Source organism: Rahnella laticis, from assembly GCF_015644585.1.
GTDB lineage: Bacteria > Pseudomonadota > Gammaproteobacteria > Enterobacterales > Enterobacteriaceae > Rahnella > Rahnella laticis.
The window spans coordinates 128946-153123 of sequence record NZ_JADOBI010000006.1 but is presented as its reverse complement, the minus strand read 5'-3'; the positions used below and the strand labels follow the sequence as shown (position 1 = coordinate 153123).

Below are 24178 nucleotides of genomic sequence, written 5' to 3'. Positions count from 1 at the left end.
ACGAAGGAGTCAGATATGGCGACATTAGATAATCGGGACCCGGTCATGCTGGCGCGACAATTGCCGCTGAAATCCGTGGCGTTGATTCTGGCCGGGGGACGGGGTTCAAGACTGAAAGATTTGACCTCTACCCGGGCAAAGCCCGCCGTCCACTTTGGCGGGAAATTCCGCATCATTGATTTTGCCCTGTCGAATTGCCTGAATTCAGGGATCCGCCGCATCGGCGTGATCACACAATATCAGTCACATACGCTGGTTCAGCACATCCAGAGAGGCTGGTCTTTCCTCAACGAAGAAATGAACGAGTTTGTGGATTTACTCCCGGCGCAGCAACGCCACAGCACTGAACACTGGTACAAAGGCACCGCCGATGCGGTGTATCAGAATCTGGATATCATCCGCCGCTATGACGCCGAGTTTGTGGTGATTCTGGCCGGGGATCATATCTACAAAATGGACTACTCGCGGATGCTCATCGACCACGTACAGAAGGGCGGAGAATGCACCGTCGCCTGCCTTGAAGTGCCGATTTCGCAAGCCAGTGAATTTGGCGTGATGGGCGTAACGGAAGATTACCAGATCACCAGTTTCGTCGAGAAACCGAAAGATCCGCCGCCGATGCCGGGCAATCCGGACATGGCGCTGGCGAGCATGGGCATCTACATTTTCAATGCAGACTATCTTTTCCGCATGCTTGAAGAAGACATGGCGAGCGAGGAGTCCAGCCATGATTTCGGCAAAGATCTGATCCCGAAACTGACCCGTCAGGGGGTAGCGCGCGCGCATCCGTTCGGCCTGTCCTGCGTGACGCAAAACGACGAACTGACACCGTACTGGCGGGATGTGGGCACGCTCGACGCCTACTGGCGCGCGAATCTGGATCTGGCATCGGTGACGCCGGAACTGGATATGTACGACCGCAACTGGCCTATCCGCACACACATGGAACCGCTGCCGCCCGCCAAATTTGTGCAAGACCGGTCGGGCAGTCACGGTATGACCATGAACTCGCTGGTGGCCGGTGGCGTGATTGTTTCAGGTTCGGTGGTGGTGCATTCCGTGCTGTTCCCGCGGGTGCGCATCAACTCTTTCTGCAATATTGATTCGACGATTATTTTGCCGGATGTGAATGTGGGACGTTCCTGCCGTTTACGCAAATGTGTGATTGACCGCGCCTGCCAGATCCCGGAAGGCATGGTGATTGGTGAGAATGCCGATGAAGACAGCCGTCGTTTTTACCGTTCGGAAGAGGGCGTTGTACTGGTGACGCGCGCGATGCTGGCGAAACTATAAAGACACGTTAGAGAGCAGTATTTTTCGTCATCCCGGTGAACGCCGGGATGACCGGGATAATCAGGAGCGCGAATGCAGGTTTTACATGTTTGTTCCGAGCTGTTTCCGCTGTTAAAAACGGGCGGCCTTGCGGATGTTGCGGGGGCATTGCCCGCCGCTCAGATTGCGGAAGGCGCTGACGTCCGCGTGCTCATTCCGGCTTTCCCCGATATCAAAAAAGGGCTGGGAGAGACGAAGGTCATCGGCACGCTGGCGACCTTCGCCGGGCATGTCACCCTTTCACTGGGCTACTTTGACGGCGTGGGCATTTACATCATTGATGTGCCCGGTTTGTACGACCGCCCCGGCAGCCCGTATCACGATCAGTCATCTTTCGCTTATCCGGATAACCATCTGCGTTTCGCCTTACTGAGCTGGATGGCGTGCGAACTGGCGCTGGGTTTTGACCCGCACTGGCAACCGAATATTGTGCATTCTCACGACTGGCACGCCGGGCTGGCGTCGGCGTATATCCGCGCCCGCAACGCGCCGGTGCGCACCGTTTTCACCGTACATAATCTGGCATTCCAGGGGCTGTTTGGCGCGCATCACATCGATGAGCTTTACCTCCCGCGTGAATTCTTCCAGATGCACGGGCTGGAGTTCTACGGCCAGATTTCCTACCTGAAAGCCGGGCTGTATTACTCTGATCACGTGACGACCGTCAGCCCGACGTACGCCAAAGAAATCACGCGTCCGGAATTTGGTTACGGCATGGAATCCCTGTTGCAGGAACTTGAAATACAGGGGCGTCTGACCGGTATCCTCAACGGCGTCGATGACGCCATCTGGCAGCCGCGCGATGACGTGCTGCTTTCTGCCCGTTATGACGCCGACGATTTACGTTCCAAAGCCATCAATAAAGCCTATCTGCAACGCGCGATGGGGCTGGATGTGGACGATTCGCGGCTGGTTTTTGCCGTGGTCAGCCGTCTGACCAGCCAGAAAGGGCTGGATCTGGTGCTGGAAGCTTTGCCCGATTTACTCGAACGTGGCGGCCAGCTTGCGCTGCTGGGCGCAGGCGATGCCGTATTGCAACAGGCGTTTCTGGCCGCCGCGGCGGACAATCCGGGCCAGGTCGGCGTGCAGCTCGGTTATCACGAAGCGTTTTCCCACCGCATTATCGGTGGCGCGGATGTCATTATGGTGCCGAGCCGGTTTGAGCCGTGCGGATTAACCCAACTTTACGGACTGAAATACGGCACGTTGCCGCTGGTGCGCCGGACCGGCGGGCTGGCGGATACGGTCGTGGATTGTGCGCTGGAAAATCTGGCCGACGGAACAGCCAGTGGTTTTGTCTTTGAAGAAGCAACGGGGAAATCGCTGGGAAATGCGATCCGCCGGGCCTTTGTTTTGTGGAGCCGTCCTAAGCACTGGCGACACGTCCAACAACACGCCATGGGTATTGATTTCGGCTGGAAGGTGGCAGCGCAGGAGTATCTCACGCTGTACAACCGTCTGTTGTCCTGAACCCTGAACATAGCTAACCAGATCGGGAATGTAACGTTATGACTTCACCGTTTAATTACAACTCACCGACAGTCAGTGTCGAAGCGCTGAAACACTCTATTGCCTATAAATTGATGTTTATCATCGGCAAAGATCCGTCCATTGCGACGCAACATGACTGGCTGAATGCCACCTTGTTTGCGGTGCGCGATCGTATGGTGGAACGCTGGCTGCGCTCCAACCGGGCGCAAACCTCACAGGACGTACGGCAGGTTTATTATCTGTCGATGGAGTTTTTGATTGGACGGACTCTCTCTAACGCGCTGCTGGCGATGGGTATTTATGACGATCTCAAAAGTGCGCTCGATGAAATGGGTTTTGACCTCGAAGAACTGATCGGCGAAGAGAATGACCCCGGTTTGGGCAACGGCGGTCTGGGGCGTCTGGCGGCGTGTTTCCTCGATTCGCTGGCCACGCTGGCATTGCCGGGGCGCGGTTACGGCATCCGGTACGAATACGGAATGTTCGCGCAAAACATCGTCAACGGTGAGCAAAAAGAGTCACCGGATTACTGGCTGGAATACGGTAACCCGTGGGAATTCCAGCGCTACAACACCCGTTATAAAGTGCGTTTCGGTGGCCGTGTACAGCATGAGGGCGTGAAAACCCGCTGGCTGGAAACTGAAGAAGTTATCGCCTGCGCCTACGATCAGGTCATTCCCGGCTACGATACCGACGCCACCAACACGCTCCGGCTGTGGGGCGCGCAGGCCAGTAACGAAATCAATCTGGGTAAATTTAACCAGGGCGATTATTTCGCGGCGGTGGAAGATAAAAACCATTCCGAGAACGTATCGCGCGTGCTGTACCCGGACGATTCCACCTATTCAGGCCGTGAGCTGCGTCTGCGTCAGGAATATTTTCTGGTGTCGGCGACCGTACAGGACATCCTCAACCGCCATTACACCACGCACCATACCTACGATAATCTGGCTGACAAAATTGCTATTCACCTCAACGACACGCACCCGGTGCTGTCGATTCCTGAGCTGATGCGGTTACTGATTGACGAGCATAAATTCGAGTGGAAAGACGCGTGGGAAACCGTGTGTCGGGTGTTCTCGTACACCAACCACACGCTGATGAGCGAAGCGCTGGAAACCTGGCCGGTGGATATGATCGGCAAGATCCTGCCGCGTCATCTTGAGATTATTTTCCAGATTAACGATCACTTCCTCAAAGAAGTCGCGGAACAGATCCCCAACGATAACGGCCTGCTGTCCCGCGTTTCTATTATTGATGAAGGCAACGGCCGCAAAGTCCGGATGGCGTGGCTGGCAGTGATTGCCAGCCATAAAGTGAACGGCGTATCTGCACTGCATTCCGACCTGATGGTGCAGTCGTTATTTGCGGATTTCGCCCACATTTATCCTGACCGTTTCTGCAATAAAACCAACGGGGTTACGCCGCGCCGCTGGCTGGCGCTGGCCAATAAACCGCTGTCTGCGGTGATTGATGATGCGATCGGCCAGACCTGGCGCTCTGATCTCAGCCAGCTGGCGGAGCTGAAGCAAAATCTGGATTACCTGAGTTTCCTTCAGGCAATCCGCAAGGCCAAGCTGGATAACAAGAAAAAACTGGCGCTGTTTATCGCCCAGAAACTGAATATTGTCGTCGATCCGAAAAGTCTGTTCGACGTGCAGATCAAACGTATCCACGAATACAAACGCCAGCTGATGAATGTGCTGCACGTCATCACCCGTTATAACCGCATTCTCGAAGAACCGGATGCCAACTGGGTGCCACGCACGGTGATATTTGCCGGGAAAGCTGCGTCGGCGTATTACGCAGCGAAACAAATTATCCGGTTGATCAACGACGTGGCGTCAGTGATCAACAACGATCCGCGTATTGGCAATAAACTGAAGGTGGTGTTTATTCCGAACTACAGCGTCAGTCTGGCGCAGCTGATCATTCCGGCGGCGGATCTTTCCGAGCAGATCTCGCTGGCGGGTACTGAAGCATCGGGAACCAGTAACATGAAATTCGCATTAAACGGCGCGCTGACGATTGGCACGCTGGACGGCGCGAACGTCGAAATGCTCGAACACGTTGGCGAGGAAAATATCTTCATCTTCGGCAATACCACGCCACAAGTCGAAGAACTGCGACAAAAAGGCTACAACCCGCATACCTACTTTGAACAGGACGCCGAACTGCATCAGGTGCTGACGCAAATCGCGACCGGCGTATTCAGCCCAGGCGAGCCAAAGCGCTACACGAACCTGTTCGACACGCTGGTGAATCTGGGCGATCACTATCAGGTGCTGGCGGATTACCGCAGTTATGTCGATACGCAGGATAAAGTCGATGAGCTGTATAAACTGCCGGAAGAGTGGACGCGGCGTACGCTGCACAACATCGCCAACATGGGCTATTTCTCGTCAGACCGCACGATTCAGGAATACGCGGATGAGATCTGGAACATTAAGCCGGTGAAGTTGTAGGGGGAAGTTTTGAAGATAAACAAAAGGCACCCTCGGGTGCCTTTTGCATTGAAGCAACTGATCAGGACGCCAGCGATAAATGTTTCTTCTGCTGTTTGTGCGTTTCCAGCCATTCGGCGACGCGCTGTTGCTGCGCTTTATCCAGCCACATACCGAGTTTAGTACGACGCCAGATGGCATCATCAAGCTGTGAAACCCACTCTTTTTCAACCAGATAACGCAACTCGGCTTCATATAAACCGTGACCGAAATCTTCGCCCAGCGATTCGATGCCGGTTGCGTCATTCAGGAACAGTTCCGTCTGGCTGCCGTAGGTGCGCGCATAACGGCGGGCCAGTGATTCCGGCAACCATTTGAAGCGGCTGCGCAGATTCGCGCTGTAGGTATCGCGGTCACCATTCAGCTTCCCGCCAGGCAGCACGGCGGTTTTCGTCCAGGCCGGGCCGGCTTTCGGATAATACTTCACCAGTTTTTCCAGCGCGTGCTCGGCCAGTTTACGGTAGGTGGTCAGCTTGCCACCAAACACGGAAAGCAGCGGCGCTTTGCCATCCTGATCGTGAACATCCAGCGTGTAATCACGGGTAACCGCCTGCGGGGAATCTGACTCATCGTCGCACAGCGGACGTACACCGGAGTATGTCCAGACGATATCTTCGGTGGTCAGCTGCTTTTTAAAGTGGTCGTTATACACTTTCAGCAGATAGCTCACTTCGTTGTCGTCGATTTTCACGTCTTTCGGATCGCCGTGATATTCCACGTCGGTGGTACCGATAATCGAGAACTCATCCATCCACGGGATCACAAACACAATACGGTGATCTTCGTTTTGCAGAATGTAGGCCTGCGGCTGATTGTGCGCGCGCGGAACCACAATATGGCTGCCTTTGATCAGACGGATGCCATACGGCGATTTCAGTTTCAGGCCGTCGTCGAAGAAATGTTTGACCCACGGACCGGTCGCATTTACCAGCCCTTTGGCGCGCCAGGTGAAGGTTTTGCCGGTATCAATATCTTCGGCTTCCACCATCCACAAACCGTCTTCACGCCATGCGCGGGTCACGCGGGTGCGGGTACGTACTTCGCCGCCGCGTTCTTCCACTTCCTGCGCGTTGACGACGACTAAACGCGCATCGTCAACCCAGCAGTCTGAGTATTCAAAACCTTTGGTCAGTTCTGGTTTCAGTACCGAATCGCTGCCAAATTTCAGGCCTTTACTGGCGGGCAGACTGGTACGTTTACCCAGGTGGTCGTACAGGAACAGACCGGCGCGGATCATCCAGGCCGGACGCAAATGCGGCTGATGCGGCAAACGGAAACGCATCGGGAAGGCAATATGCGGTGCCATTTTTAACAGCACTTCACGTTCGGCCAGCGCTTCGCTGACCAGACGGAATTCGTAGTGTTCCAGGTAACGCAGGCCACCGTGGATCAGTTTAGAACTGGCCGAAGAGGTCGCGCAGGCCAAGTCTTGCGCTTCAAGCAGCAGAACAGACAGCCCGCGGCCAGCTGCATCTACTGCGATGCCGGTACCATTAATACCGCCACCAATTACGATCAAGTCTTTGGTTTCCACGTCATCTTCCTCCAGATGTTCGCAATAGCTCTTTTATGTTCGTTTTCGCTCACGATTGTAATCGAGATTCGATAAACAAGCCAAGAGTTAACCAAATAAAAACAATTATGCGTGATGGAGGTAACATTTTTGTGTCAGTAACGAGCAAAACGGTGCGGCGGGGACAAAACCGAACGCAACAACGCGTGGAATTTTTCGAAATTGTTCGTTTTAAGCAGAAGCAGGGAAGGGAGATAAAGCAGGAGCGCCCGGGAGACGCTCCCTGAAAGAGCCGGAAATCAGCAAAGCTCGAGGTGTACGTCGTACTTATCGATGATTTGCTTCACGCTCTCGGGTGGCTGTTTGTCGGTAAAAAGATAGTGAATCAAATCCATTTTACCGAGGTTAACCATTGCGTTACGGCCAAACTTGGAATGGTCAGTCACCAGCATTACGCAGCGGGAGTTTTCGATAATCGCGCGCTTGGTTCGCGCTTCGTGATAGTCGAATTCGAGCAGCGAGCCATCCATATCAATACCGCTGATACCGAGAATGCCGTAATCGAGGCGGAACTGAGAGATAAAATCGAGCGTCGCTTCACCCATCACCCCGCCGTCGCGGGCGCGGACTTCGCCACCGGCGAGGAACAGGCGGCAATCGTCTTTGGCGCTGAACAGCGTCGCCACGTTCAGGTTATTGGTTACAATCCGCAGGTCCTTATGATTGAGCAGTGCGTACGCCACCGCTTCCGGCGTGGTGCCGATATCGATAAACAGCGTCGAACCGTCCGGTATCTGGCCCGCAACGCGTTGAGCAATACGCGCTTTTGCTTCTGACCACATCACTTTACGGTCGTTGTAGGCCGCGTTCACGGAACTTGATGGCAGCGCCGCACCGCCGTGATGGCGATGGATTTTATTCTGCTCGGCCAGATCATTGAGATCGCGGCGGATGGTTTGCGGGCTGACCGCGAAATGATCGACCAGTTCTTCAGTGCTGACATAACCTTGCTGGCGAACTAACTCGATAATCGCGTCATGGCGTTGTGTTTGTTTCACCCAAATCCCCTACTTGCGTTTTTTGCGCGGTAAGCGCGTATCAACAAATGCCATCACCAGACCCAGACCCAGGCCAAATGTGTGGGCGGCATTAGCCACCGCTGCACCGCCTGTGGCATAGCCGATGAACATGAAGATCAGCGAAATAGCCAGTAATCCGCCGGGAACGTACAACCGGCTTTCAGGTTTCAACACGCCGGTCAGCCAGACATAACCCATCAGAGCGTAGACCACGCCGGACAAACCGCCGAACCAGGAACCGTTGACCATCGACTGGCCCCAGCCGCTGATCAGCGCCGCAATCAGCGTGACGGTGAATAATTTTCCGCTGCCAAGATGCTGTTCAATCTGGCTGGCCATATACCACCACCAGACCAGATTGATGAGCAATGAAAATAAGGAAAAATTCATCAGTGCAGGCGTAAACCAGCGCCAGACCTGCAAATACCGCGAGCTGTCCGGCCACGCCAGCCAGTTCATGACCTGCTCGAAACCGACCATTTGCTGAAGAATATAGACGGCGATACACAGCACGATCATGCCAATCGTCAGCGGGCCTGCACGGCTGCGCAGCGTTTTCATAAAGGGGGTATGCGACATCCGCAAACCCGGCTGCGCCTTGCCGGTTTGCCAGCTGGCGGCCTGATAACGAGGGTGCAGCGGGTCACGAACAAACAGCGCAACCTGCTTCTCTGCCTCTTCCAGACGTGATTCGTCTTCCAGCCAGAGCTGGACTTCCTGACTTTCGTGTTTAATCGTCAGCGTGAAACCCTGCGTCGCCATGTAATCGACAAAAGCCTGAGCGAGGCGAGGGTTGTTCAGGTTAAGAATGCGCACCATAGCGTTAAGTGATTTCCCTAATTGTTTGATTTGTAGATTTCATTTCACATAGCGATGTTTTCGTCATCTGATTATCTGTCACCATCATCATGGTTAACAGGCTCATGCTAACCTAAATGCTGACGACATCGCATTTTGCTCACGGGAAGACACCCCAATTTTGCTGGCAAGGGTCGGCCACTGTCTGACAATTTGCTGGCAGTGACGAATAATTTCCTGTGCATCACTGTTTGAAACCCGAAATACGGGCGCGACAGAAAGCGCTAAATCCAGATCCATAGCGTTATCGGCTTCGCTGATGTTCAGTTTTAATCCTGCACTTTGCGCCACCGGATTCATGTCATACGCCGGTGAAAGCCGCCAACCTTTTCCCGGTTCCAGCAGAAAACCATGATTGCGCAGGTGATCGTCAGTATTGGAAACCAGCAAGTTAAAAACGATTCGCGACCACAGTTCGCGTAAATCCCTGTTCGGCTGGGCGCCCTGATTAATGAGCACAGCAGCCAGTTCAAGATAACTGACACCGGTGGACGCGTCATCGCCATCCTGGTGCCCGGTCAGAGTCATCGCCGAAGCGAAGTGTCTGCGCCGGCCCTGCAATGTTCGGTCAAAACGTTTCACTAAAAAACAGTGATGGGGATTGGCATAACGGCGGGCAAGGCTTTCGGGCACGTTCAGGCCACAGGCTTTTGCCAGCGTATTGACGACCAGTTCCCACGCGCCAACGTTGTATTCATCATTGATGCTGGGGAATTTCGCGATCCAGAGATGACCATCTGGCGCACAGACGCTGGCTTTGGGGCGTGCGCCACCGAGAGAGCCGCCCGGTGCAATCAGCAACCGAAGCCATTCATCTGCATCCGTGGCCAGATTTTCACTATCTTTTTCCAGCGCGAGGCTGGCGGCCTCAAGCTCGCGAATTTGTATGAAAGGCGGAGCGGCGACATCGTGCCGGTCATCCAGAAAATGGCCTTCATCATTAAGCCTGAAGCGCAGCGCCCCGATGCGGTAATTATCATGAACGCCAAGCAGATAGTCGGATTCATGCAGTCGCTGTGTGGCAATCAATCCTGCACGTTTTTCACGTTCCAGCCGCCTTTTCATTAACAGCCGACCCCAGCGGTCAGGGCTGGTATCGGCGAAGGCGCCAAAAATTTGCTGGCCTTGTGCGGGATATTGCGGGCCAGTGAACAGGCCAATGCGGGGATCGAGCTGGAGATTAGCGAAGTCAGGATGTACCAGCACCTGATGGTCGAATTCCCAGGCAAACACTTCACGCCCTGCAGCCTGATGCACATTCAGAAAACCGAGGCGCAAAGGCGCAGGAAGTGGCTCCCAGTCAGCATACACGGCTATCCTTACCGTCATTTTTTAGTCCTTTTTTTCTTATCCTTGTCCGTCTTTTCATCACTGCTGAGCAGTAAGGCTAAAGATTCTGCGCTGAGGAAATCTTCATCCGCCCAGCCACTTTGCGCATCAGGTTCATCGTGATGAAAAGGACGGGGATCGGAAACCTCGTTCGGAAGCGTTTTTTTGGCACGAGATTTACGTGAGGCAGGTTTGCCGGGCAGCAACTTGGCATCCTGCAACTGACGCCCGAAGGGATCATCCTTGAGGAGAAGATTTAAATCTTCTTCCACACCTAATACCTGCATGACGGCGAGATACGCCCCAATAGTCACACCCACACTGCCACGCTCGAGATTTCGTAGCGTCATGGGAACCATCCCCGCACGCTCTGCGACCTGCGCCGCCGTCAGCTTACGGCGAAATCTCGCCAGACGTAGACGATCGCCAAACGCCATTAATAATGATTCTGTCGCGGGCAGTAACGGAGATGTTTTTCTGGGCATGGGCGCAGCCAATGTGGAAGCTAAACTGCCACTATTATGGCGATATTACGCAAATATCGCCATAATAATTACACATTGATGCGCCGAAGTTGTGATGTGGCGCTCTAAAGAAACGGAGAATTAAAGTCCTTCCAGCGCCTGTTCCAGATCGGCAATCAGGTCGTCGGTGTCTTCGATACCGATGCTGATGCGTACCAGACCGTCGGTAATCCCGCTCTGACGGCGGACTTCCGGCGCGACGGCGCTGTGAGTGGTGGAGGCCGGATGGCAGGCCAGCGAATCGGTATCGCCGAGGGAAACTGCCTGCGTGATGATATTTAGCTTATCGAGGAAAGTCCGTGCGGCGTTCAGCCCGCCTTTCAGCTCAATCGCCATAATCCCGCCGAACAGTTTCATCTGACGCGCCGCGATGGCATGGCCCGGATGTTCCGGCAGCCCCGGATAGAATACCGTTTCCACTGCGTTGTGACTGTCGAGGAATTCCGCTACCGCCTGTGCGCTCAGTGAGCTGGCTTCCACGCGCAACGGCAGAGTTTTCAGCCCGCGGATCAGCAAGCTGGCTTCGAACGGGCTCAGGCAACCACCGAACTGTTTCAGGCTCAGCGTGCGGATTGGTGTAATTAATGCCGCAGAGCCAGCCACCACGCCGCCGGTCGCATCGCCGTGACCGCTGATGTATTTGGTCGCCGAGTGCAGAACGATGTCGATGCCCAGCGCCAGCGGACGCGTCAGGTAAGGCGTCGCAAAGGTGTTATCTACCACGCTGATGGCGCCAGCCGCTTTGGATAAACGCGCGATTTCTGCCAGATCGGCAATGTCCAGACCCGGGTTTGCCGGTGTCTCAACCAGCACCACTTTGGTGTTTTTAGTGAATGCTGATTCCAGTTCGCCGACGTTCGCGACGTGAACCGGTTTGATGCCATAACGTGGCAGAAGATTACGCACCACACCTTCGGTCCCGCCGTACAGCGTGCCGACATGAATGATTTCATCGCCCGGCACCAGCAGGGCAAATAATGTGGCGCTGATCGCCGCCATGCCACTTGCGCAGGCCACGGAGGTTTCTGCGCCTTCCAGCGCGGCCAGTTTTTGTTCAAAAACGGTCACCGTCGGGTTAGCAAAACGGCTGTACATATAGCCCGGCTCTTCACCGCTGAAACGACGTGCGCCGCTGTCAAAATCAGGATAGGAGAACGCGGAAGAGGCGGTAATCGGTGTCGCGACGGCACCGGTCTGGGCATCCGGCTGCTGGCCACCATGAACGGCGAGCGTACGCATACCCAAAGAACGTGTTTTGTTCAGTTGTTTCATCTTGAAATCCTGTCGATAGTAGGCGGAAATTATATCAACACTGGAGAACGGTAGCTTTTTCGGCTTAAGAACATTTTCGGCGCAAACCGGATAGCCTGGTTATAAAGACTCGGTTTATAAAAACTCGGTTTATAAAAACGTTAGTCTGCGCCGGAGAGAGGGAATCAGGCTTCGATATCTTGCGGGAAGGTTTGTGACCAGGCTTCAAAGCCGCCGTCAACGCTGTAAACCGATTCAAATCCCTGACTGATCAGGAATTGTGCCGCGCCACGGCTGCTGATGCCGTGATAGCACATGACCAGAACCGGCGTTTTGGCATCGGCCTGTTCCATAAAGGCGCGCATGCTTTCATTGCTCAGATGGAATGCGCCGGGCGCATGTGCGGCACCAAAACTTTGCGGGTCGCGAATATCGACCATTACCGCTTCGCCGGATTTCAGGCGGGTATGCGCCTGTTCAACGCTGATTGCTTCAAATTGTTCCATCGGAGGTGCCTCTTAAAAGATGATTCCGCCATTCTACCCAATTATTGGCTTATCAAGACCAGACAAACTACAGGGGAAAAGCGTTAAACCAGAATCACCTTCACACCTTTGAGGAGTAATTTTTCGATAATTTCGCCGTCGGCTTCTTTGCCGGTGATGAGCACATTGATTTGTTCCGTGCGGCTGAACAGCATACCTGCGCGTTGCCCGACTTTACTGCTGTCGACCAGCACCGCCAGATTTCCGACGTAATTCAGCATCTTCTGTTCCGCCATCGCGGTCAGCATATCGGTTTTATACAGGCCATCGGTGGTCAGCCCTGCGCCGCTGGTAAACATCCAGTGCCCGGCGTACAGGCTCGCATCGCCATCCTGCGGCGCCAGCGTAATCGACTGACTTTTATTGTACTGACCACCCATGATCACCACGCTGTCGTGTTCCTGCTCAATCAGGTAATTGGCCAGCGGCAGGTAGTTGGTGATCACCTGAATGTCTTTTCCGCACATCTCGCGGCCCAGCAAAAACGCTGTCGAACCGCAGTTAATCACCACGCTTTCACCCGGCTGGCACAATTCGGCGGCGGCTTTGGCGATACGCATTTTTTCGTTGAGATTATGGGTCTGGTGAATATTAAGCGGAGTCCAGTTCTGGCGCGGCTGGTTAACGGCTTCAGCGCCGTTGCGCACTTTACGCAATTTCCCCAACTCGTTGAGCTTAGTGATATCACGACGTGCTGTGGCCGGGGAAATATCAAAATGATCAATGACATCAGCGACAGAAATCTGGCCCTGACGCTGCAAAAGATCAAGGATGGCATTGTGGCGTTGTGGCTCTGTCATGGTGTCTCCGCGGGGAAATCCGAAAGTAGATGATTACCGCGTGATTATAAACGAGCAGTAATGCGAATAACATTGTTTCTGAAAAGGCGGAGAGAATAGTCTCCGCCTTTTCTCACAATGGCTTAGAGGAAGGATTTAAACGGTAAGTCGGTGTCTGTCGTAAAGCAATCTTCGAATCCACGCGGGTAGTGATATTCGAAATTGTCTTTGTCATTCGGATAAGTGAATTTGCCGCCAACCTGCCAGATAAAGGGTTTGAAGCCGTATTTCAGGCGGTCTTTTTTCATTTCCCACAGCACACGGATTTCCTGCGGATCGGCCTGGAAATTCGACCAGATATCATGGTGGAACGGGATCACGACTTTTGTATTCAGTGATTCCGCCATGCGCAGCATATCGACGCTGGTCATTTTGTCGGTGACGCCACGCGGATTCTCGCCGTAGGAGCCGAGTGCGACATCAATTTTGTACTCGTTGCCGTGTTTCGCGTAGTAGTTGGAATAATGTGAATCGCCGCTGTGATACAGGTTTCCGCCCGGTGTTTTGAACAGATAATTTACCGCGCGCTGATCCATCATATCCGGCAGAACGCCAGCCGCTTTCTGATCGGCAGGCAAAGTAATCAGCACGGTGCGGTCGAAAGAATCCAGCGCATGGATTTCCACATCTTTGATTTTCACCACTTTGCCCGGCGTCATCACGATGCAACGTTCTCTCGGCACGCCCCAGCTGATCCACAAATCCACGCAGGTTTGCGGGCCGATAAACGGCACATCGGAAGCGCAGTTTTGCATCACGGCCGCCGCAACGTTGACATCAATATGATCGTTGTGATCGTGGGTGGACAATACGGCGTCGATCTCTCTGATCGCGAACGGATCCAGCACGAACGGCGTGGTGCGCAGGTTCGGTTGCAGCTTTTTCACGCCTGCCATGCGTTGCATCTGGTGGCCGGTTTTCATCAGCGGACTGCTGTGATTTTGCTTGCCCACGCCACACCAGAAATCGACACAAATATTCGCGCCGCCCTCAGATTTCAGCCAAATCCCCGTACAGCCCAGCCACCACATCGCAAAAGTGCCCGGCGCGACTTTTTCCTGCTCGATTTCTTCGTTCAGCCAGGTGCCCCATTCCGGGAAAGTGTTGAGGATCCAGGATTCGCGGCTGATCGTTTCTACTTTGCTCATTGTATTCCCTCATCTGAGTTTGGTTTGAATGATTAAATCACAATAAGTCATTTAATGATTATATGTGATTCGATTGTGAGAAACTTATCATCGAAATTTTGTCATGACAATGATTTTAATTGACGGTTTTTGGACGAATTCGGGCGAAGTAAAGACTGGCTATCTGAATGAGCAGGAAATGCAGGTAATAGAATAATCTATTTATTTATATGATAAATATACAAATTATGAATTTATCTATTTATGTGTGTAACAGAGAGATGACGATATCTTGCGAGACCGCTCACAAATAATCATTGTGAATCTTTATCTGATTCAATGTGAGCATTAGAGTTCGTCTGTCCCTCACTTTTACGTGCAGAGTCCTGCGCTGAAGAGATCAAACAAGGTCAGACGGAGAGTTATATGGAATTCCTCTACACCCTCTTTACCGTATTTTTTAATCAGGTAATGACCAATGCGCCGTTATTGCTGGGGCTTGTAACCATGCTCGGTTACATCCTGCTCAGAAAGAGCGCGACGGTTATCATCAAAGGCACCATCAAAACCATCATCGGTTTTATGTTACTGCAGGCAGGGTCCGGGATTTTGACGGGCACATTCAAACCTGTGGTGGCGAAACTTTCTGAAGTCTACGGCATTAACGGCGCTATTTCAGATACCTACGCCTCAATGATGGCAACGGTCGAACGCATGGGCGATGCCTACAGCTGGGTCGGCTACGCGGTGCTTATCGCGCTCGCGCTGAATATCCTGATGGTGGTTTTCCGCCGCATTACCGGCATCCGCACCATCATGCTGACGGGCCACATCATGTTCCAGCAGGCGGGTCTGATTGCCGTCTTCTTCTACATCATCGGCTGGCCGATGTGGACCACCATCTGGTCGACGGCGATTTTGGTTTCGCTGTACTGGGGGATCACCTCCAACATGATGTACAAACCGACGCAGTCCGTAACGGAAAACAGTGGTTTTTCTATCGGGCACCAGCAGCAGTTTGCGTCATGGATTGCCTACAAAATCGCACCATATCTCGGTAAGAAAGAGGACAGCGTTGAAGACCTCAAACTGCCCGGCTGGCTGAATATTTTCCACGACAATATCGTTTCTACCGCCATCGTGATGACCGTGTTCTTCGGCATTATCCTCTGCTCGTTCGGTCTTGATACGTTGCAGAAAATGGCCGGTAAAACACACTGGACGATTTACATCCTGCAAACCGGCCTGATGTTTGCGGTGGCCATTTTCATCATCATTCAGGGCGTGCGTATGTTCGTCGCTGAACTGACCGAAGCCTTTAACGGGATTTCCCAACGCTTGATTCCCGGTGCTGTTCTGGCGATCGACTGCGCGGCGATTTACAGCTTCGCGCCGAACGCCGTGGTCTGGGGCTTTATGTGGGGCACCATCGGCCAGCTGATTGCCGTCGCCATTCTGTTTGGCGTGGGTTCTTCCATCATGATCATTCCCGGCTTTATCCCGATGTTCTTCTCCAACGCCACCATCGGCGTATTCGCAAATCACTTCGGTGGCTGGCGCGCCGCGCTGAAAATCTGCCTGGTGATGGGGATGATCGAAATCTTTGGCTGCGTCTGGGCCATCAAACTGACCGGCCTCAGCGCCTGGATGGGCATGGCCGACTGGTCAATTCTGGCACCGCCAATGATGCAGGGATTCTTTAGCGTCGGCATGGCCTTTATGGGCGTGATTGCCCTGATCGCGGTGCTGTATATGTTCTTCGCCGGTCGCACACTTCGCGCCGAAGAAGATGCCGAAAAACAAGCTCTTAATGAGTCCACTACTCACTAATCAACGAGGTTCCCATGACAGTACGAATTCTGGCAGTTTGCGGTTGCGGGCAAGGCAGTTCGATGATCATGAAGATGAAGATCGGGCAGTTTCTGACACAGGAAGGCGTGGATCACACCATGAACAGCTGCGCGGTGGGTGAGTACAAATCTGAGCTGGGCGGCGCGGACATTATCGTCGCCTCCACGCACGTTGCCGACGAAATCACCGTCAGCGGCAACAAATACGTCGTCGGTGTGCGCAACATGCTTTCGGCGGCGGATTTCGGCCCGAAAGTGATGGAAGTCATTAATGCTCACTTCCCAACCTCGCTGAAAAAGTAAGGAGCGCGCAATGAAACTGCGAGATTCGCTGGCCGAGAATAACTCGATTTGCCTGAACGCGGAGGCAGAAACCTGGCAGGAAGCGGTGAAAATGGGCGTCGATATGCTGGTCGCCGCCGATGTCGTCGAGCCACGTTATTACCAGGCGATTCTGGATGGCGTTGAGCGTTTCGGGCCTTACTTCGTGATTGCGCCGGGCCTGGCCATGCCGCATGGCCGCCCGGAAGAGGGCGTCAAAAAAACCGGTTTCGCGCTGGTTACGCTGAAAAAGCCGCTGGTGTTCAACCATGAAGATAACGATCCGGTGGATATCTTGATCACGCTCGCCGCCGTGGATGCCAACGCACATCAGGAAGTCGGCATCATGCAGGTCGTCAACCTGTTTGATGATGAAGCCAACTTCGACCGCCTGCGCGCCTGTACCACCGCCCAGCAGGTGCTGGACTTGATCGACCTGACATCCGCTTCGGCGGCTCACTGATTCATTATTTAGTCTTCAGAGAAGGAATTCACTATGTCTCATTCATTACCGATGTTGCAGGTTGCGCTGGATAACCAGTCCATGGACGACGCTTACAAAACCACGCGTCTGATTGCCAGTGAAGTCGACATTATCGAAGTCGGCACCATCCTGTGCGTGGCCGAAGGCGTGCGCGCGGTGCGTGATCTGAAAGCGCTTTATCCGGAAAAAATCGTGCTGGCTGACGCCAAAATTGCCGACGCGGGCAAAATCCTCTCACGCATGTGTTTTGAAGCCAACGCCGACTGGGTCACCGTGATTTGCTGCGCCGACATCAACACCACCAAAGGCGCGCTGGAAGTGGCGAAAGAATTTGGCGGCGATGTGCAGATTGAACTGACCGGTTACTGGACGTGGGAACAGGCGAAAGAGTGGCATGACGCGGGCATTCAGCAGGTGGTTTATCACCGCAGCCGCGACGCTCAGGCCGCCGGTGTGGCGTGGAGCGATGCCGATATCACGGCGATCAAACGTCTTTCCGATATGGGCTTTAAAGTCACGATCACCGGCGGTCTGGCGCTGGAAGATTTGCCGCTGTTCAAAGACATTCCGGTTCACGTCTTCATCGCAGGGCGCAGCATCCGTGACGCGAAAGACCCGGTAGACGCGGCGCGTCAGTTCAAAAAATCCATCAGCCAGCTCTGGGGCTAAGGAAAATCGCATGATGCATAAAGCCGTTCCACTCGGGATCTATGAAAAAGCTTTGCCTGCGGGCGAAGACTGGCTGATGCGCCTGACGCTGGCGAAAGAGCTGGGTTTTGATTTCGTCGAGATGTCGGTCGATGAAACCGATAGCCGGTTGGCGCGGCTTGACTGGTCACGCGAGCAACGTTTGCTGGTTGTTGATGCGATTTCTCGTACCGGCATCCGCATTCCGTCGATGTGCCTGAGTGCGCACCGGCGTTTCCCGCTGGGCTCTGAAGACGATGAAACCCGTAATCAGGGGCTGGAAATCATGCGTAAAGCCATCGTGCTGGCGCAGGATTTAGGCATCCGTGTCATTCAGCTTGCCGGTTATGACGTCTATTACCAGCAGGCCAACGATCATACCCGTGAGCGTTTCCGTGCCGGTTTGCAGGAATCCGTCGAAATGGCCAGCCGGGCGCAGGTTACGCTGGCGATGGAAATCATGGATTACCCGCTGATGAATTCGATCAGCAAAGCGTTGGGATATACGCATTACCTGAATAACCCGTGGTTCCAGCTGTATCCGGACATCGGCAATTTATCCGCCTGGGACAACGACGTGCAGATGGAACTGGCGAGCGGTGCCGGGCATATCGTCGCGGTACACATTAAAGATACGCAGCCGGGCGTATTCAAAAATGTACCGTTTGGCAGCGGCGTCGTGGAATTTGAGCGCTGCTTCGAAACGCTACAGAAAAGCGGCTATCGCGGGCCTTATCTCATCGAAATGTGGAGTGAAACCGCGGCTGACCCGATGCAGGAAGTCCGCAATGCGCGCGCGTGGGTCGTGGATAAAATGCAGAAAGCCGGGCTGGATATGGGAGAAGTGGCATGACGGAATCACTGAAACAGCGTGTTTTTGAAGCGAATATGGCGCTGCCTGCGTACGGTCTGGTGACTTTCACCTGGGGCAACGTCAGCGGCATCGACCGCGAGCGCGGGCTGGTGGTCATCAAACCGAGCGGTGTGGAATACGAAAAAATGCAGGCCAGCGATATGGTGGTCGTGAATTTGCGCGGTGAAGTGGTGGAAGGGCGTTACAGACCGTCATCGGATACCGCTACGCATCTCGAGCTTTACGCCCGTTTCCCGGAACTCGGCGGCATCGTGCATACCCATTCGACCCATGCCACATCGTGGGCGCAGGCTGGCGTTGCGATCCCCGCGTTAGGTACCACGCATGCGGACTATTTCGCGGGCGCCATTCCGTGTACACGTCCGCTGTCGCGTGAAGAAGTGGCCGGTGAATACGAACTGGAAACCGGCCGGGTGATTGCCCAAACGCTGGAAGGCATTAACCCGCTGCACATGCCCGGCATTCTGGTGGCGCAGCACGGCCCGTTCTGCTGGGGAATCACGCCGGAGCTGGCGGTGCATAACGCCGTTGTGCTGGAAGAAGTCGCGAAAATGGCGTGGATCACCGGCACGCTGCAACGCTCGCAGCCTCCGATGGATGATTATCTGCTGCACAAACACTTCAGCCGTAAACACGGGCCGGATGCCTATTACGGGCAAAAATAGAAAATCATTACATAAGTTCTGAATCGCCAGCCAAACCCCCTCCCAACCTCCCCCTTCGCAGGGGGAGGCGCAAAAAACTCGATCTGCTCCCTCCCCTGCGAAGGGGAGGGTTGGGGTGGGGTATTAATGACATCTCCGGCCATGCCGAAATTCCCTCAGACATGATTTCATGCATTTTTTGCCGTTCAGGCAGTGAGCATTTTTTCGGCATTGGGTTTATACATAAGTGTGTAGAGATCACACTTTTAACCGCAATCCGGCTTTTTCTCACGGAAACGTTCCGTCCCCACTGACAGAAAAGAGACTGCCCTATGTCGAAAATCACGCTCAAGCAGGATGTTTTTTTGGCGGCACTAACCCGCCAGTGGCAAGCGTTTGGACTTACTTCAGCCAGGGACATGACCCGGCATCAATGGTGGCACGCGGTCAGCGCCGCCGTGGCTGAACAACTCCCGCCGCAAAATGAGTCCGTGAGCAGTAAAAGTAAAAAGATCACCCGTCACGTTAACTACATATCGATGGAATTTCTGGTCGGGCGTCTGACCGGTAATAACCTGATTAACCTCGGCTGGTACGAAAAAATTGCCAGCGCGCTTGAGCAGTTTGATATCAACCTGACAGACCTGCTTGAAGAAGAAATCGATCCGGCGCTCGGTAACGGCGGGCTCGGTCGTCTGGCGGCCTGTTATCTCGATGCGATGGCGTCGGTCGGGCAACCGGGCACCGGCTATGGCTTGAACTATCAGTACGGTTTATTCCGTCAGCGCTTTGTCGATGGCAAACAAAAAGAGTCGCCGGATGACTGGCACCGCAGTGAATATCCGTGGTTCCGCCATAACAGTTCGCTGGCGGTGAATGTTGGCATTGGCGGGAAAATCGTGAAGAACGAACAGGGTGTTTCCCGCTGGGAACCCGAATTTACGCTGCGCGGCGAAGCCTGGGATTTACCGGTGATGGGCTATCGAAACGGAATTACGCAGCCGCTGCGTTTATGGGAAGCCACGCATCCGCACCCGTTTGATCTCGAAAAATTCAATGACGGCGAGTTTCTCAAAGCCGAGCAGCAGGGCATTGATGCGGCCAAACTCACCAAAGTGCTGTATCCGAATGACAACCATCAGGCCGGTAAACGCCTGCGCCTGATGCAGCAATATTTCCAGTGCGCCTGTTCGGTGGCGGATATTTTACGGCGTCATCATTTCCTTGGCCGCAAAATCAGTGAGCTGCCGGATTACGAAGTGATTCAGCTCAACGATACCCATCCGACCATCGCGATCCCGGAAATGCTGCGTGTTCTGATCGACGAACATCAGCTGAGCTGGAACGATGCCTGGCATATCACCAGCCGCACGTTTGCGTATACCAACCACACGTTAATGCCGGAAGCGCTGGAAACCTGGGACGAAAGCCTGGTGCGCAGCCTTTTGCCGCGACATTTCCAAATCATCAAGCAAATCAACACCAACTTCAAAAAGCTGGTCAGCAAAACCTGGCCGGGCGATGAGGCGGTTTGGGCGAAACTGGCCGTGCATCACGACAAACAGGTAAGGATGGCGAACCTCTGCGTGGTGGCCGGTTTTGCGGTAAACGGGGTGGCGGCGCTGCATTCTGATCTGGTGGTCAAAGATCTGTTCCCGGAATATCACCAGCTGTGGCCGGAAAAATTCCACAACGTCACCAACGGCATCACACCGCGCCGCTGGCTGAAACAGTGTAATCCGGCGCTTTCCGCGCTGATTGATGAACGCCTGAAAACGGATTCCTGGGTGAATAATCTGGATCTGCTGAAAGATCTGGAAGACGGTGTTAAAGATAAAAAATTCTGTAAGCATTACCGCAAAATCAAGCACGACAACAAAGTCCGGCTGGCGGAATACGTCTGGCATCGCATGGGCATCAGGCTCAATCCGGATGCCATTTTCGATGTACAGATTAAGCGCCTGCACGAATACAAACGTCAGCATCTCAATTTGCTGCACATTCTTTCGCTTTACCGCCAGATCCGCGATAACCCGAAACTTGATATCGTGCCGCGCGTTTTCCTGTTTGGTGCCAAAGCGGCGCCGGGCTATTACCTGGCAAAAAATATCATTTATGCGATCAATCAGGTCGCGGAGAAGATCAACAACGATCCGATCGTGGCTGATCGAATCAAAGTGGTATTTATCCCGGATTATTGCGTGTCGGTAGCGGAACTGATGATCCCGGCGGCGGACGTTTCCGAGCAGATTTCAACGGCAGGGAAAGAAGCGTCGGGCACCGGCAACATGAAGCTGGCGCTTAACGGCGCGCTGACTGTCGGCACGCTGGACGGCGCAAATGTCGAAATTGCCGAGCAGGTGGGCGAAGACAATATTTTCATCTTTGGCCTGACCGTTGATGAAGTGAAAGCCGAGCTGAAGAAAGGCTATAAGCCGAAAGCCGTGGTGAAAAAAGACAAACATCTCAAGGCGATTCTCGATGAACTGGCCAGCGGTTTTTATGCCAACGGCGATAAAAAGGCTTTCGATCTGATGCTCAACAGCCTGCTCGATGGCGGCGATCCGTATCTGGTTCTGGCGGATTTTGCGCAGTATTGCGAAGCGCAAAAACGGGTCGATGAACTGTACCGCAACGCTGACGAATGGACGCGCCGTACGCTGCTTAACACTGCGCGCGTCGGGATGTTCAGTGCCGACCGTTCAATCCGCGATTACCAGCAGCGCATCTGGCAGGCAAAACGTTAGGAGCAGGCATGGAGGATAAGCAACTGGTTGAGGCTGCGCGCCGGGCAGGTATTTTAGAAAGCTTTATCAATATGTCGGATGAAGTGGAAACGGTGTCCAGCGAAACGCGGGCATCGCTGCTGGCGGCCATGGGGCGTGATCCGGAAGATGTGCCCGAGGTCACGCCTTTGCCTGCGGTAAAAGTGTTTACGGAAGGCAAAAAAGTGCTGCTGACTCCGGAGGGCAGTGGCGCATTCGGCTGGCTGTTCACGCTTGAAAACGGCGACCAGACCGAAGGAACCGTTGAGGTTGGCAAGGTTCTGAATCTCAGCGCCGGATTGCCAACGGGTTACCATCAGCTGACGTTATCGCAAAACGGCAAAATCTGGCCGTGCCGGATTATTGTTGTGCCGTCACGCTGTTACGAGCCGCCCGCGCTGCTGGCAGGTAAAAAACTGTGGGGCGCAACGATTCAGTTGTACACGCTGCGGTCGGAAAATAACTGGGGCGTCGGCGATTTTGGCGACCTGAAAAAAATGGTGGAAGAAGTCGGTCAGCGCGGCGGCGCGTTCGTCGGGCTGAACCCGATACACGCGCTGTATCCGGCCAATCCTCTCAGCGCCAGCCCGTACAGCCCGTCGTCACGCCGCTGGCTGAATCTGGCGTACATCGACGTGAATGCGGTGGAAGAATTTACCGCCAGCGATTTGGCACAAAGCTGGTGGCATTCCATCGAAACGCACGATGCATTGTTGCAGGCGCGCAGCATCGAGTTTGTTGATTATCCGCTGGTGATGCGGCTGAAATTGAAAGCGCTGAAACTGGCGTGGCCGCTCTTTGGTGAACTGCCGGAAGCCAGCCAGCGCAAGCGGGATTTCCGTCGTTTTGTGCTACTGGGCGGCGAAAGTTTGCGCCAGCAGGCGCTGTTCGATGCGCTGCATGAACACCTGCGGGAATTAGATCTGGGATTGTGGGGCTGGCCGGTATGGCCCGACGCTTATCGTGACGCCAAAGGGGCGGATGTGGCGAAATTCAGCCAGCATTATGCCGGTGAAATTGAGTTCTACCAGTGGCTGCAGTGGCTGGCGCATACGCAATTCTCTGCGTGTTATCAGCGCAGTGTGGAGCTGGAGATGCCGCTGGGTTTATACCGTGATCTGGCGGTCGGTGTGGCGGAAGGCGGTGCGGAAACCTGGTCAGATCCGTCGCTGTATTGTCTGAATGCCACGATTGGCGCACCGCCGGATATTCTGGGGCCGCAGGGGCAAAACTGGGGCCTTCCGCCCATTGATCCTCACGAAATGAAAGCCCGTGCCTATCAGCCGTTTATCGATTTGCTGCGTGCAAATATGGCAGAATGCGGGGCTTTGCGCATCGACCATGTTATGGGGCTGCTGCGTCTGTGGTGGATCCCGTTTGACGAAGAGGCGGGCAACGGCGCGTATGTCCGTTATCCGCTGGAAGACCTGCTCGGGGTGCTGGCGCTGGAAAGCCAGCGGCATCAGTGCATGGTGATTGGTGAAGATCTGGGGACTGTGCCGAGAGAAATTGTCGCCAGCCTGCGTGAAAGCGGCGTCTATTCCTACAAAGTGCTGTATTTCGAGCACGATAAAACCTTCACCTATCGGCCGCCTGAAAACTATGTCGTTCAGGCGATGGCGACGGTGACCACGCATGATTTACCGACCTTGCGCGGCTACTGGGAAGGCGGGGATTTAACCCTCGGCGCGACGCTGGGCGTCTATCCGGATCCACAGGTGCTGGGAAAGCTGCGTGCCGAACGTGAGCGAAGCAAACAGGGATTGCTGGATGCGCTGCATCTGACGCATTGTGTGCCGAAATCCACCGGACATACGGCGGAAAAAATGCCGATGACGCCGGTGCTGAACCGGGGTTTACAGCGTTATCTGGCGGACAGCGCCAGTGCGCTGCTCGGGCTGCAACCGGAAGACTGGCTGGATATGTCGACGCCGGTTAACGTGCCGGGTACAAACACTGAATACCCCAACTGGCGGCGAAAACTGACGCACACCCTGGAAGCGTTGTTCAGCGATGAGCACATTAATCTGCTGCTGGCGGATTTGAACCGCAGACGGTTAGCAACTTCTGAGTCGTCTGCTAAACCCCCTCCCAACCTCCCCCTTCGCAGGGGGAGGAGCTAAAAGCCAAACATTGAGGCGGCTTCGGGCAACTCCCTCCC

The 24178-nt window shown here is 54.2% G+C and carries 20 protein-coding genes; 11 read left to right on the top strand and 9 right to left on the bottom strand.

The window, feature by feature from the left end; all coding sequences use genetic code 11:
- Nucleotides 1-15 precede the first annotated feature (15 nt).
- From glgC to glgP, 3 genes are all read left to right on the top strand, one after another.
- The gene (gene glgC / locus IV433_RS14925) at nucleotides 16-1293 is read left to right on the top strand and encodes a glucose-1-phosphate adenylyltransferase (protein WP_195814795.1); all 1278 of its coding nucleotides are present in this window, start codon (nucleotides 16-18) and stop codon (nucleotides 1291-1293) included.
- A gap of 72 nt (nucleotides 1294-1365) precedes the next feature.
- Nucleotides 1366-2802 (top strand): glycogen synthase GlgA, encoded by a 1437-nt coding sequence (gene glgA / locus IV433_RS14920; protein ID WP_152327562.1) that lies wholly within the window; start codon nucleotides 1366-1368, stop codon nucleotides 2800-2802.
- A 38-nt stretch (nucleotides 2803-2840) separates the two neighbouring features.
- Complete coding sequence (gene glgP, locus IV433_RS14915) at nucleotides 2841-5288, top strand: glycogen phosphorylase (protein WP_195814794.1); 2448 nt, start codon at nucleotides 2841-2843, stop codon at nucleotides 5286-5288.
- Between the two features lie 61 nt (nucleotides 5289-5349).
- On the opposite strand, the gene glpD is transcribed toward glgP, so the two are convergent.
- From glpD to ulaG, 9 genes are all read right to left on the bottom strand, one after another.
- Nucleotides 5350-6861 carry a glycerol-3-phosphate dehydrogenase gene (gene glpD, locus IV433_RS14910; protein ID WP_195814793.1) on the bottom strand — a complete coding sequence of 504 codons (1512 nt, stop codon included), beginning with the start codon at nucleotides 6859-6861 and terminating at the stop codon, nucleotides 5350-5352.
- A 278-nt stretch (nucleotides 6862-7139) separates the two neighbouring features.
- A complete protein-coding gene (locus IV433_RS14905; protein WP_104923688.1) occupies nucleotides 7140-7898 on the bottom strand; it encodes a DeoR/GlpR family transcriptional regulator in 759 nt (252 codons plus the stop codon).
- Nucleotides 7899-7907: 9 nt separating this feature from the next.
- On the bottom strand, nucleotides 7908-8738 hold the full coding sequence (glpG, locus tag IV433_RS14900; protein WP_104923687.1) for a rhomboid family intramembrane serine protease GlpG: 831 nt from the start codon (nucleotides 8736-8738) through the stop codon (nucleotides 7908-7910).
- Nucleotides 8739-8840: 102 nt separating this feature from the next.
- Nucleotides 8841-10106 (bottom strand): type II toxin-antitoxin system HipA family toxin, encoded by a 1266-nt coding sequence (locus IV433_RS14895; protein WP_195814792.1) that lies wholly within the window; start codon nucleotides 10104-10106, stop codon nucleotides 8841-8843.
- The gene (locus IV433_RS14890) at nucleotides 10103-10591 is read right to left on the bottom strand and encodes a helix-turn-helix domain-containing protein (RefSeq protein WP_195814791.1); all 489 of its coding nucleotides are present in this window, start codon (nucleotides 10589-10591) and stop codon (nucleotides 10103-10105) included. Before IV433_RS14890 ends, IV433_RS14895 begins: the two co-directional genes overlap by 4 nt.
- 120 nt (nucleotides 10592-10711) lie before the next feature.
- Nucleotides 10712-11902 carry a trans-sulfuration enzyme family protein gene (locus tag IV433_RS14885; RefSeq protein WP_195814790.1) on the bottom strand — a complete coding sequence of 397 codons (1191 nt, stop codon included), beginning with the start codon at nucleotides 11900-11902 and terminating at the stop codon, nucleotides 10712-10714.
- A 164-nt stretch (nucleotides 11903-12066) separates the two neighbouring features.
- Nucleotides 12067-12387, bottom strand: coding sequence for a thiosulfate sulfurtransferase GlpE (gene glpE / locus IV433_RS14880; protein ID WP_104923683.1), 321 nt, complete (start codon nucleotides 12385-12387; stop codon nucleotides 12067-12069).
- Between the two features lie 83 nt (nucleotides 12388-12470).
- Nucleotides 12471-13226, bottom strand: coding sequence for an HTH-type transcriptional regulator UlaR (gene ulaR / locus IV433_RS14875; protein WP_195814789.1), 756 nt, complete (start codon nucleotides 13224-13226; stop codon nucleotides 12471-12473).
- Nucleotides 13227-13348: 122 nt separating this feature from the next.
- Nucleotides 13349-14413 carry an L-ascorbate 6-phosphate lactonase gene (gene ulaG, locus IV433_RS14870; RefSeq protein ID WP_165060948.1) on the bottom strand — a complete coding sequence of 355 codons (1065 nt, stop codon included), beginning with the start codon at nucleotides 14411-14413 and terminating at the stop codon, nucleotides 13349-13351.
- Between the two features lie 405 nt (nucleotides 14414-14818).
- On the opposite strand from ulaG, the gene ulaA reads away from it, so the two are divergent.
- The 8 genes from ulaA to malQ all read left to right on the top strand — a co-directional run bounded on the left by ulaA (nucleotide 14819) and on the right by malQ (nucleotide 24140).
- Nucleotides 14819-16222, top strand: a complete 1404-nt coding sequence (gene ulaA / locus IV433_RS14865) for a PTS ascorbate transporter subunit IIC (RefSeq protein ID WP_195814788.1) — start codon at nucleotides 14819-14821, stop codon at nucleotides 16220-16222.
- A 14-nt stretch (nucleotides 16223-16236) separates the two neighbouring features.
- A complete protein-coding gene (gene ulaB / locus IV433_RS14860; RefSeq protein ID WP_195814787.1) occupies nucleotides 16237-16545 on the top strand; it encodes a PTS ascorbate transporter subunit IIB in 309 nt (102 codons plus the stop codon).
- 10 nt (nucleotides 16546-16555) lie between these two features.
- Nucleotides 16556-17026: a PTS ascorbate transporter subunit IIA gene (ulaC, locus tag IV433_RS14855; protein WP_195814786.1), complete on the top strand. Its 471-nt coding sequence runs from the start codon at nucleotides 16556-16558 to the stop codon at nucleotides 17024-17026.
- Between the two features lie 33 nt (nucleotides 17027-17059).
- Nucleotides 17060-17716: a 3-keto-L-gulonate-6-phosphate decarboxylase UlaD gene (locus tag IV433_RS14850; protein ID WP_195814785.1), complete on the top strand. Its 657-nt coding sequence runs from the start codon at nucleotides 17060-17062 to the stop codon at nucleotides 17714-17716.
- 10 nt (nucleotides 17717-17726) lie between these two features.
- Nucleotides 17727-18587, top strand: coding sequence for an L-ribulose-5-phosphate 3-epimerase (locus IV433_RS14845; protein WP_195814784.1), 861 nt, complete (start codon nucleotides 17727-17729; stop codon nucleotides 18585-18587).
- A complete protein-coding gene (locus IV433_RS14840; RefSeq protein WP_195814783.1) occupies nucleotides 18584-19273 on the top strand; it encodes an L-ribulose-5-phosphate 4-epimerase in 690 nt (229 codons plus the stop codon). The genes IV433_RS14845 and IV433_RS14840 overlap by 4 nt, the downstream gene beginning before the upstream one ends.
- A gap of 311 nt (nucleotides 19274-19584) precedes the next feature.
- The gene (malP, locus tag IV433_RS14835; RefSeq protein WP_195814782.1) at nucleotides 19585-21999 is read left to right on the top strand and encodes a maltodextrin phosphorylase; all 2415 of its coding nucleotides are present in this window, start codon (nucleotides 19585-19587) and stop codon (nucleotides 21997-21999) included.
- 8 nt (nucleotides 22000-22007) lie between these two features.
- A complete protein-coding gene (malQ, locus tag IV433_RS14830) occupies nucleotides 22008-24140 on the top strand; it encodes a 4-alpha-glucanotransferase (protein WP_195814781.1) in 2133 nt (710 codons plus the stop codon).
- The last annotated feature ends 38 nt before the right edge of the window (nucleotides 24141-24178 follow it).

Coding starts and splice junctions, on each gene's coding strand:
- glpG (WP_104923687.1), bottom strand. CDS start 8,738: ATGGTGCGCATTCTTAACCTGAACAACCCTCGCCTCGCTCAGGCTTTT.
- glgA (WP_152327562.1), top strand. CDS start 1,366: ATGCAGGTTTTACATGTTTGTTCCGAGCTGTTTCCGCTGTTAAAAACG.
- glpE (WP_104923683.1), bottom strand. CDS start 12,387: ATGGAACAATTTGAAGCAATCAGCGTTGAACAGGCGCATACCCGCCTG.
- IV433_RS14840 (WP_195814783.1), top strand. CDS start 18,584: ATGACGGAATCACTGAAACAGCGTGTTTTTGAAGCGAATATGGCGCTG.
- ulaA (WP_195814788.1), top strand. CDS start 14,819: ATGGAATTCCTCTACACCCTCTTTACCGTATTTTTTAATCAGGTAATG.
- ulaG (WP_165060948.1), bottom strand. CDS start 14,413: ATGAGCAAAGTAGAAACGATCAGCCGCGAATCCTGGATCCTCAACACT.
- IV433_RS14850 (WP_195814785.1), top strand. CDS start 17,060: ATGTCTCATTCATTACCGATGTTGCAGGTTGCGCTGGATAACCAGTCC.
- glgC (WP_195814795.1), top strand. CDS start 16: ATGGCGACATTAGATAATCGGGACCCGGTCATGCTGGCGCGACAATTG.
- IV433_RS14845 (WP_195814784.1), top strand. CDS start 17,727: ATGATGCATAAAGCCGTTCCACTCGGGATCTATGAAAAAGCTTTGCCT.
- ulaB (WP_195814787.1), top strand. CDS start 16,237: ATGACAGTACGAATTCTGGCAGTTTGCGGTTGCGGGCAAGGCAGTTCG.
- malQ (WP_195814781.1), top strand. CDS start 22,008: ATGGAGGATAAGCAACTGGTTGAGGCTGCGCGCCGGGCAGGTATTTTA.
- malP (WP_195814782.1), top strand. CDS start 19,585: ATGTCGAAAATCACGCTCAAGCAGGATGTTTTTTTGGCGGCACTAACC.
- IV433_RS14890 (WP_195814791.1), bottom strand. CDS start 10,591: ATGCCCAGAAAAACATCTCCGTTACTGCCCGCGACAGAATCATTATTA.
- IV433_RS14885 (WP_195814790.1), bottom strand. CDS start 11,902: ATGAAACAACTGAACAAAACACGTTCTTTGGGTATGCGTACGCTCGCC.
- glgP (WP_195814794.1), top strand. CDS start 2,841: ATGACTTCACCGTTTAATTACAACTCACCGACAGTCAGTGTCGAAGCG.
- IV433_RS14895 (WP_195814792.1), bottom strand. CDS start 10,106: ATGACGGTAAGGATAGCCGTGTATGCTGACTGGGAGCCACTTCCTGCG.
- ulaC (WP_195814786.1), top strand. CDS start 16,556: ATGAAACTGCGAGATTCGCTGGCCGAGAATAACTCGATTTGCCTGAAC.
- ulaR (WP_195814789.1), bottom strand. CDS start 13,226: ATGACAGAGCCACAACGCCACAATGCCATCCTTGATCTTTTGCAGCGT.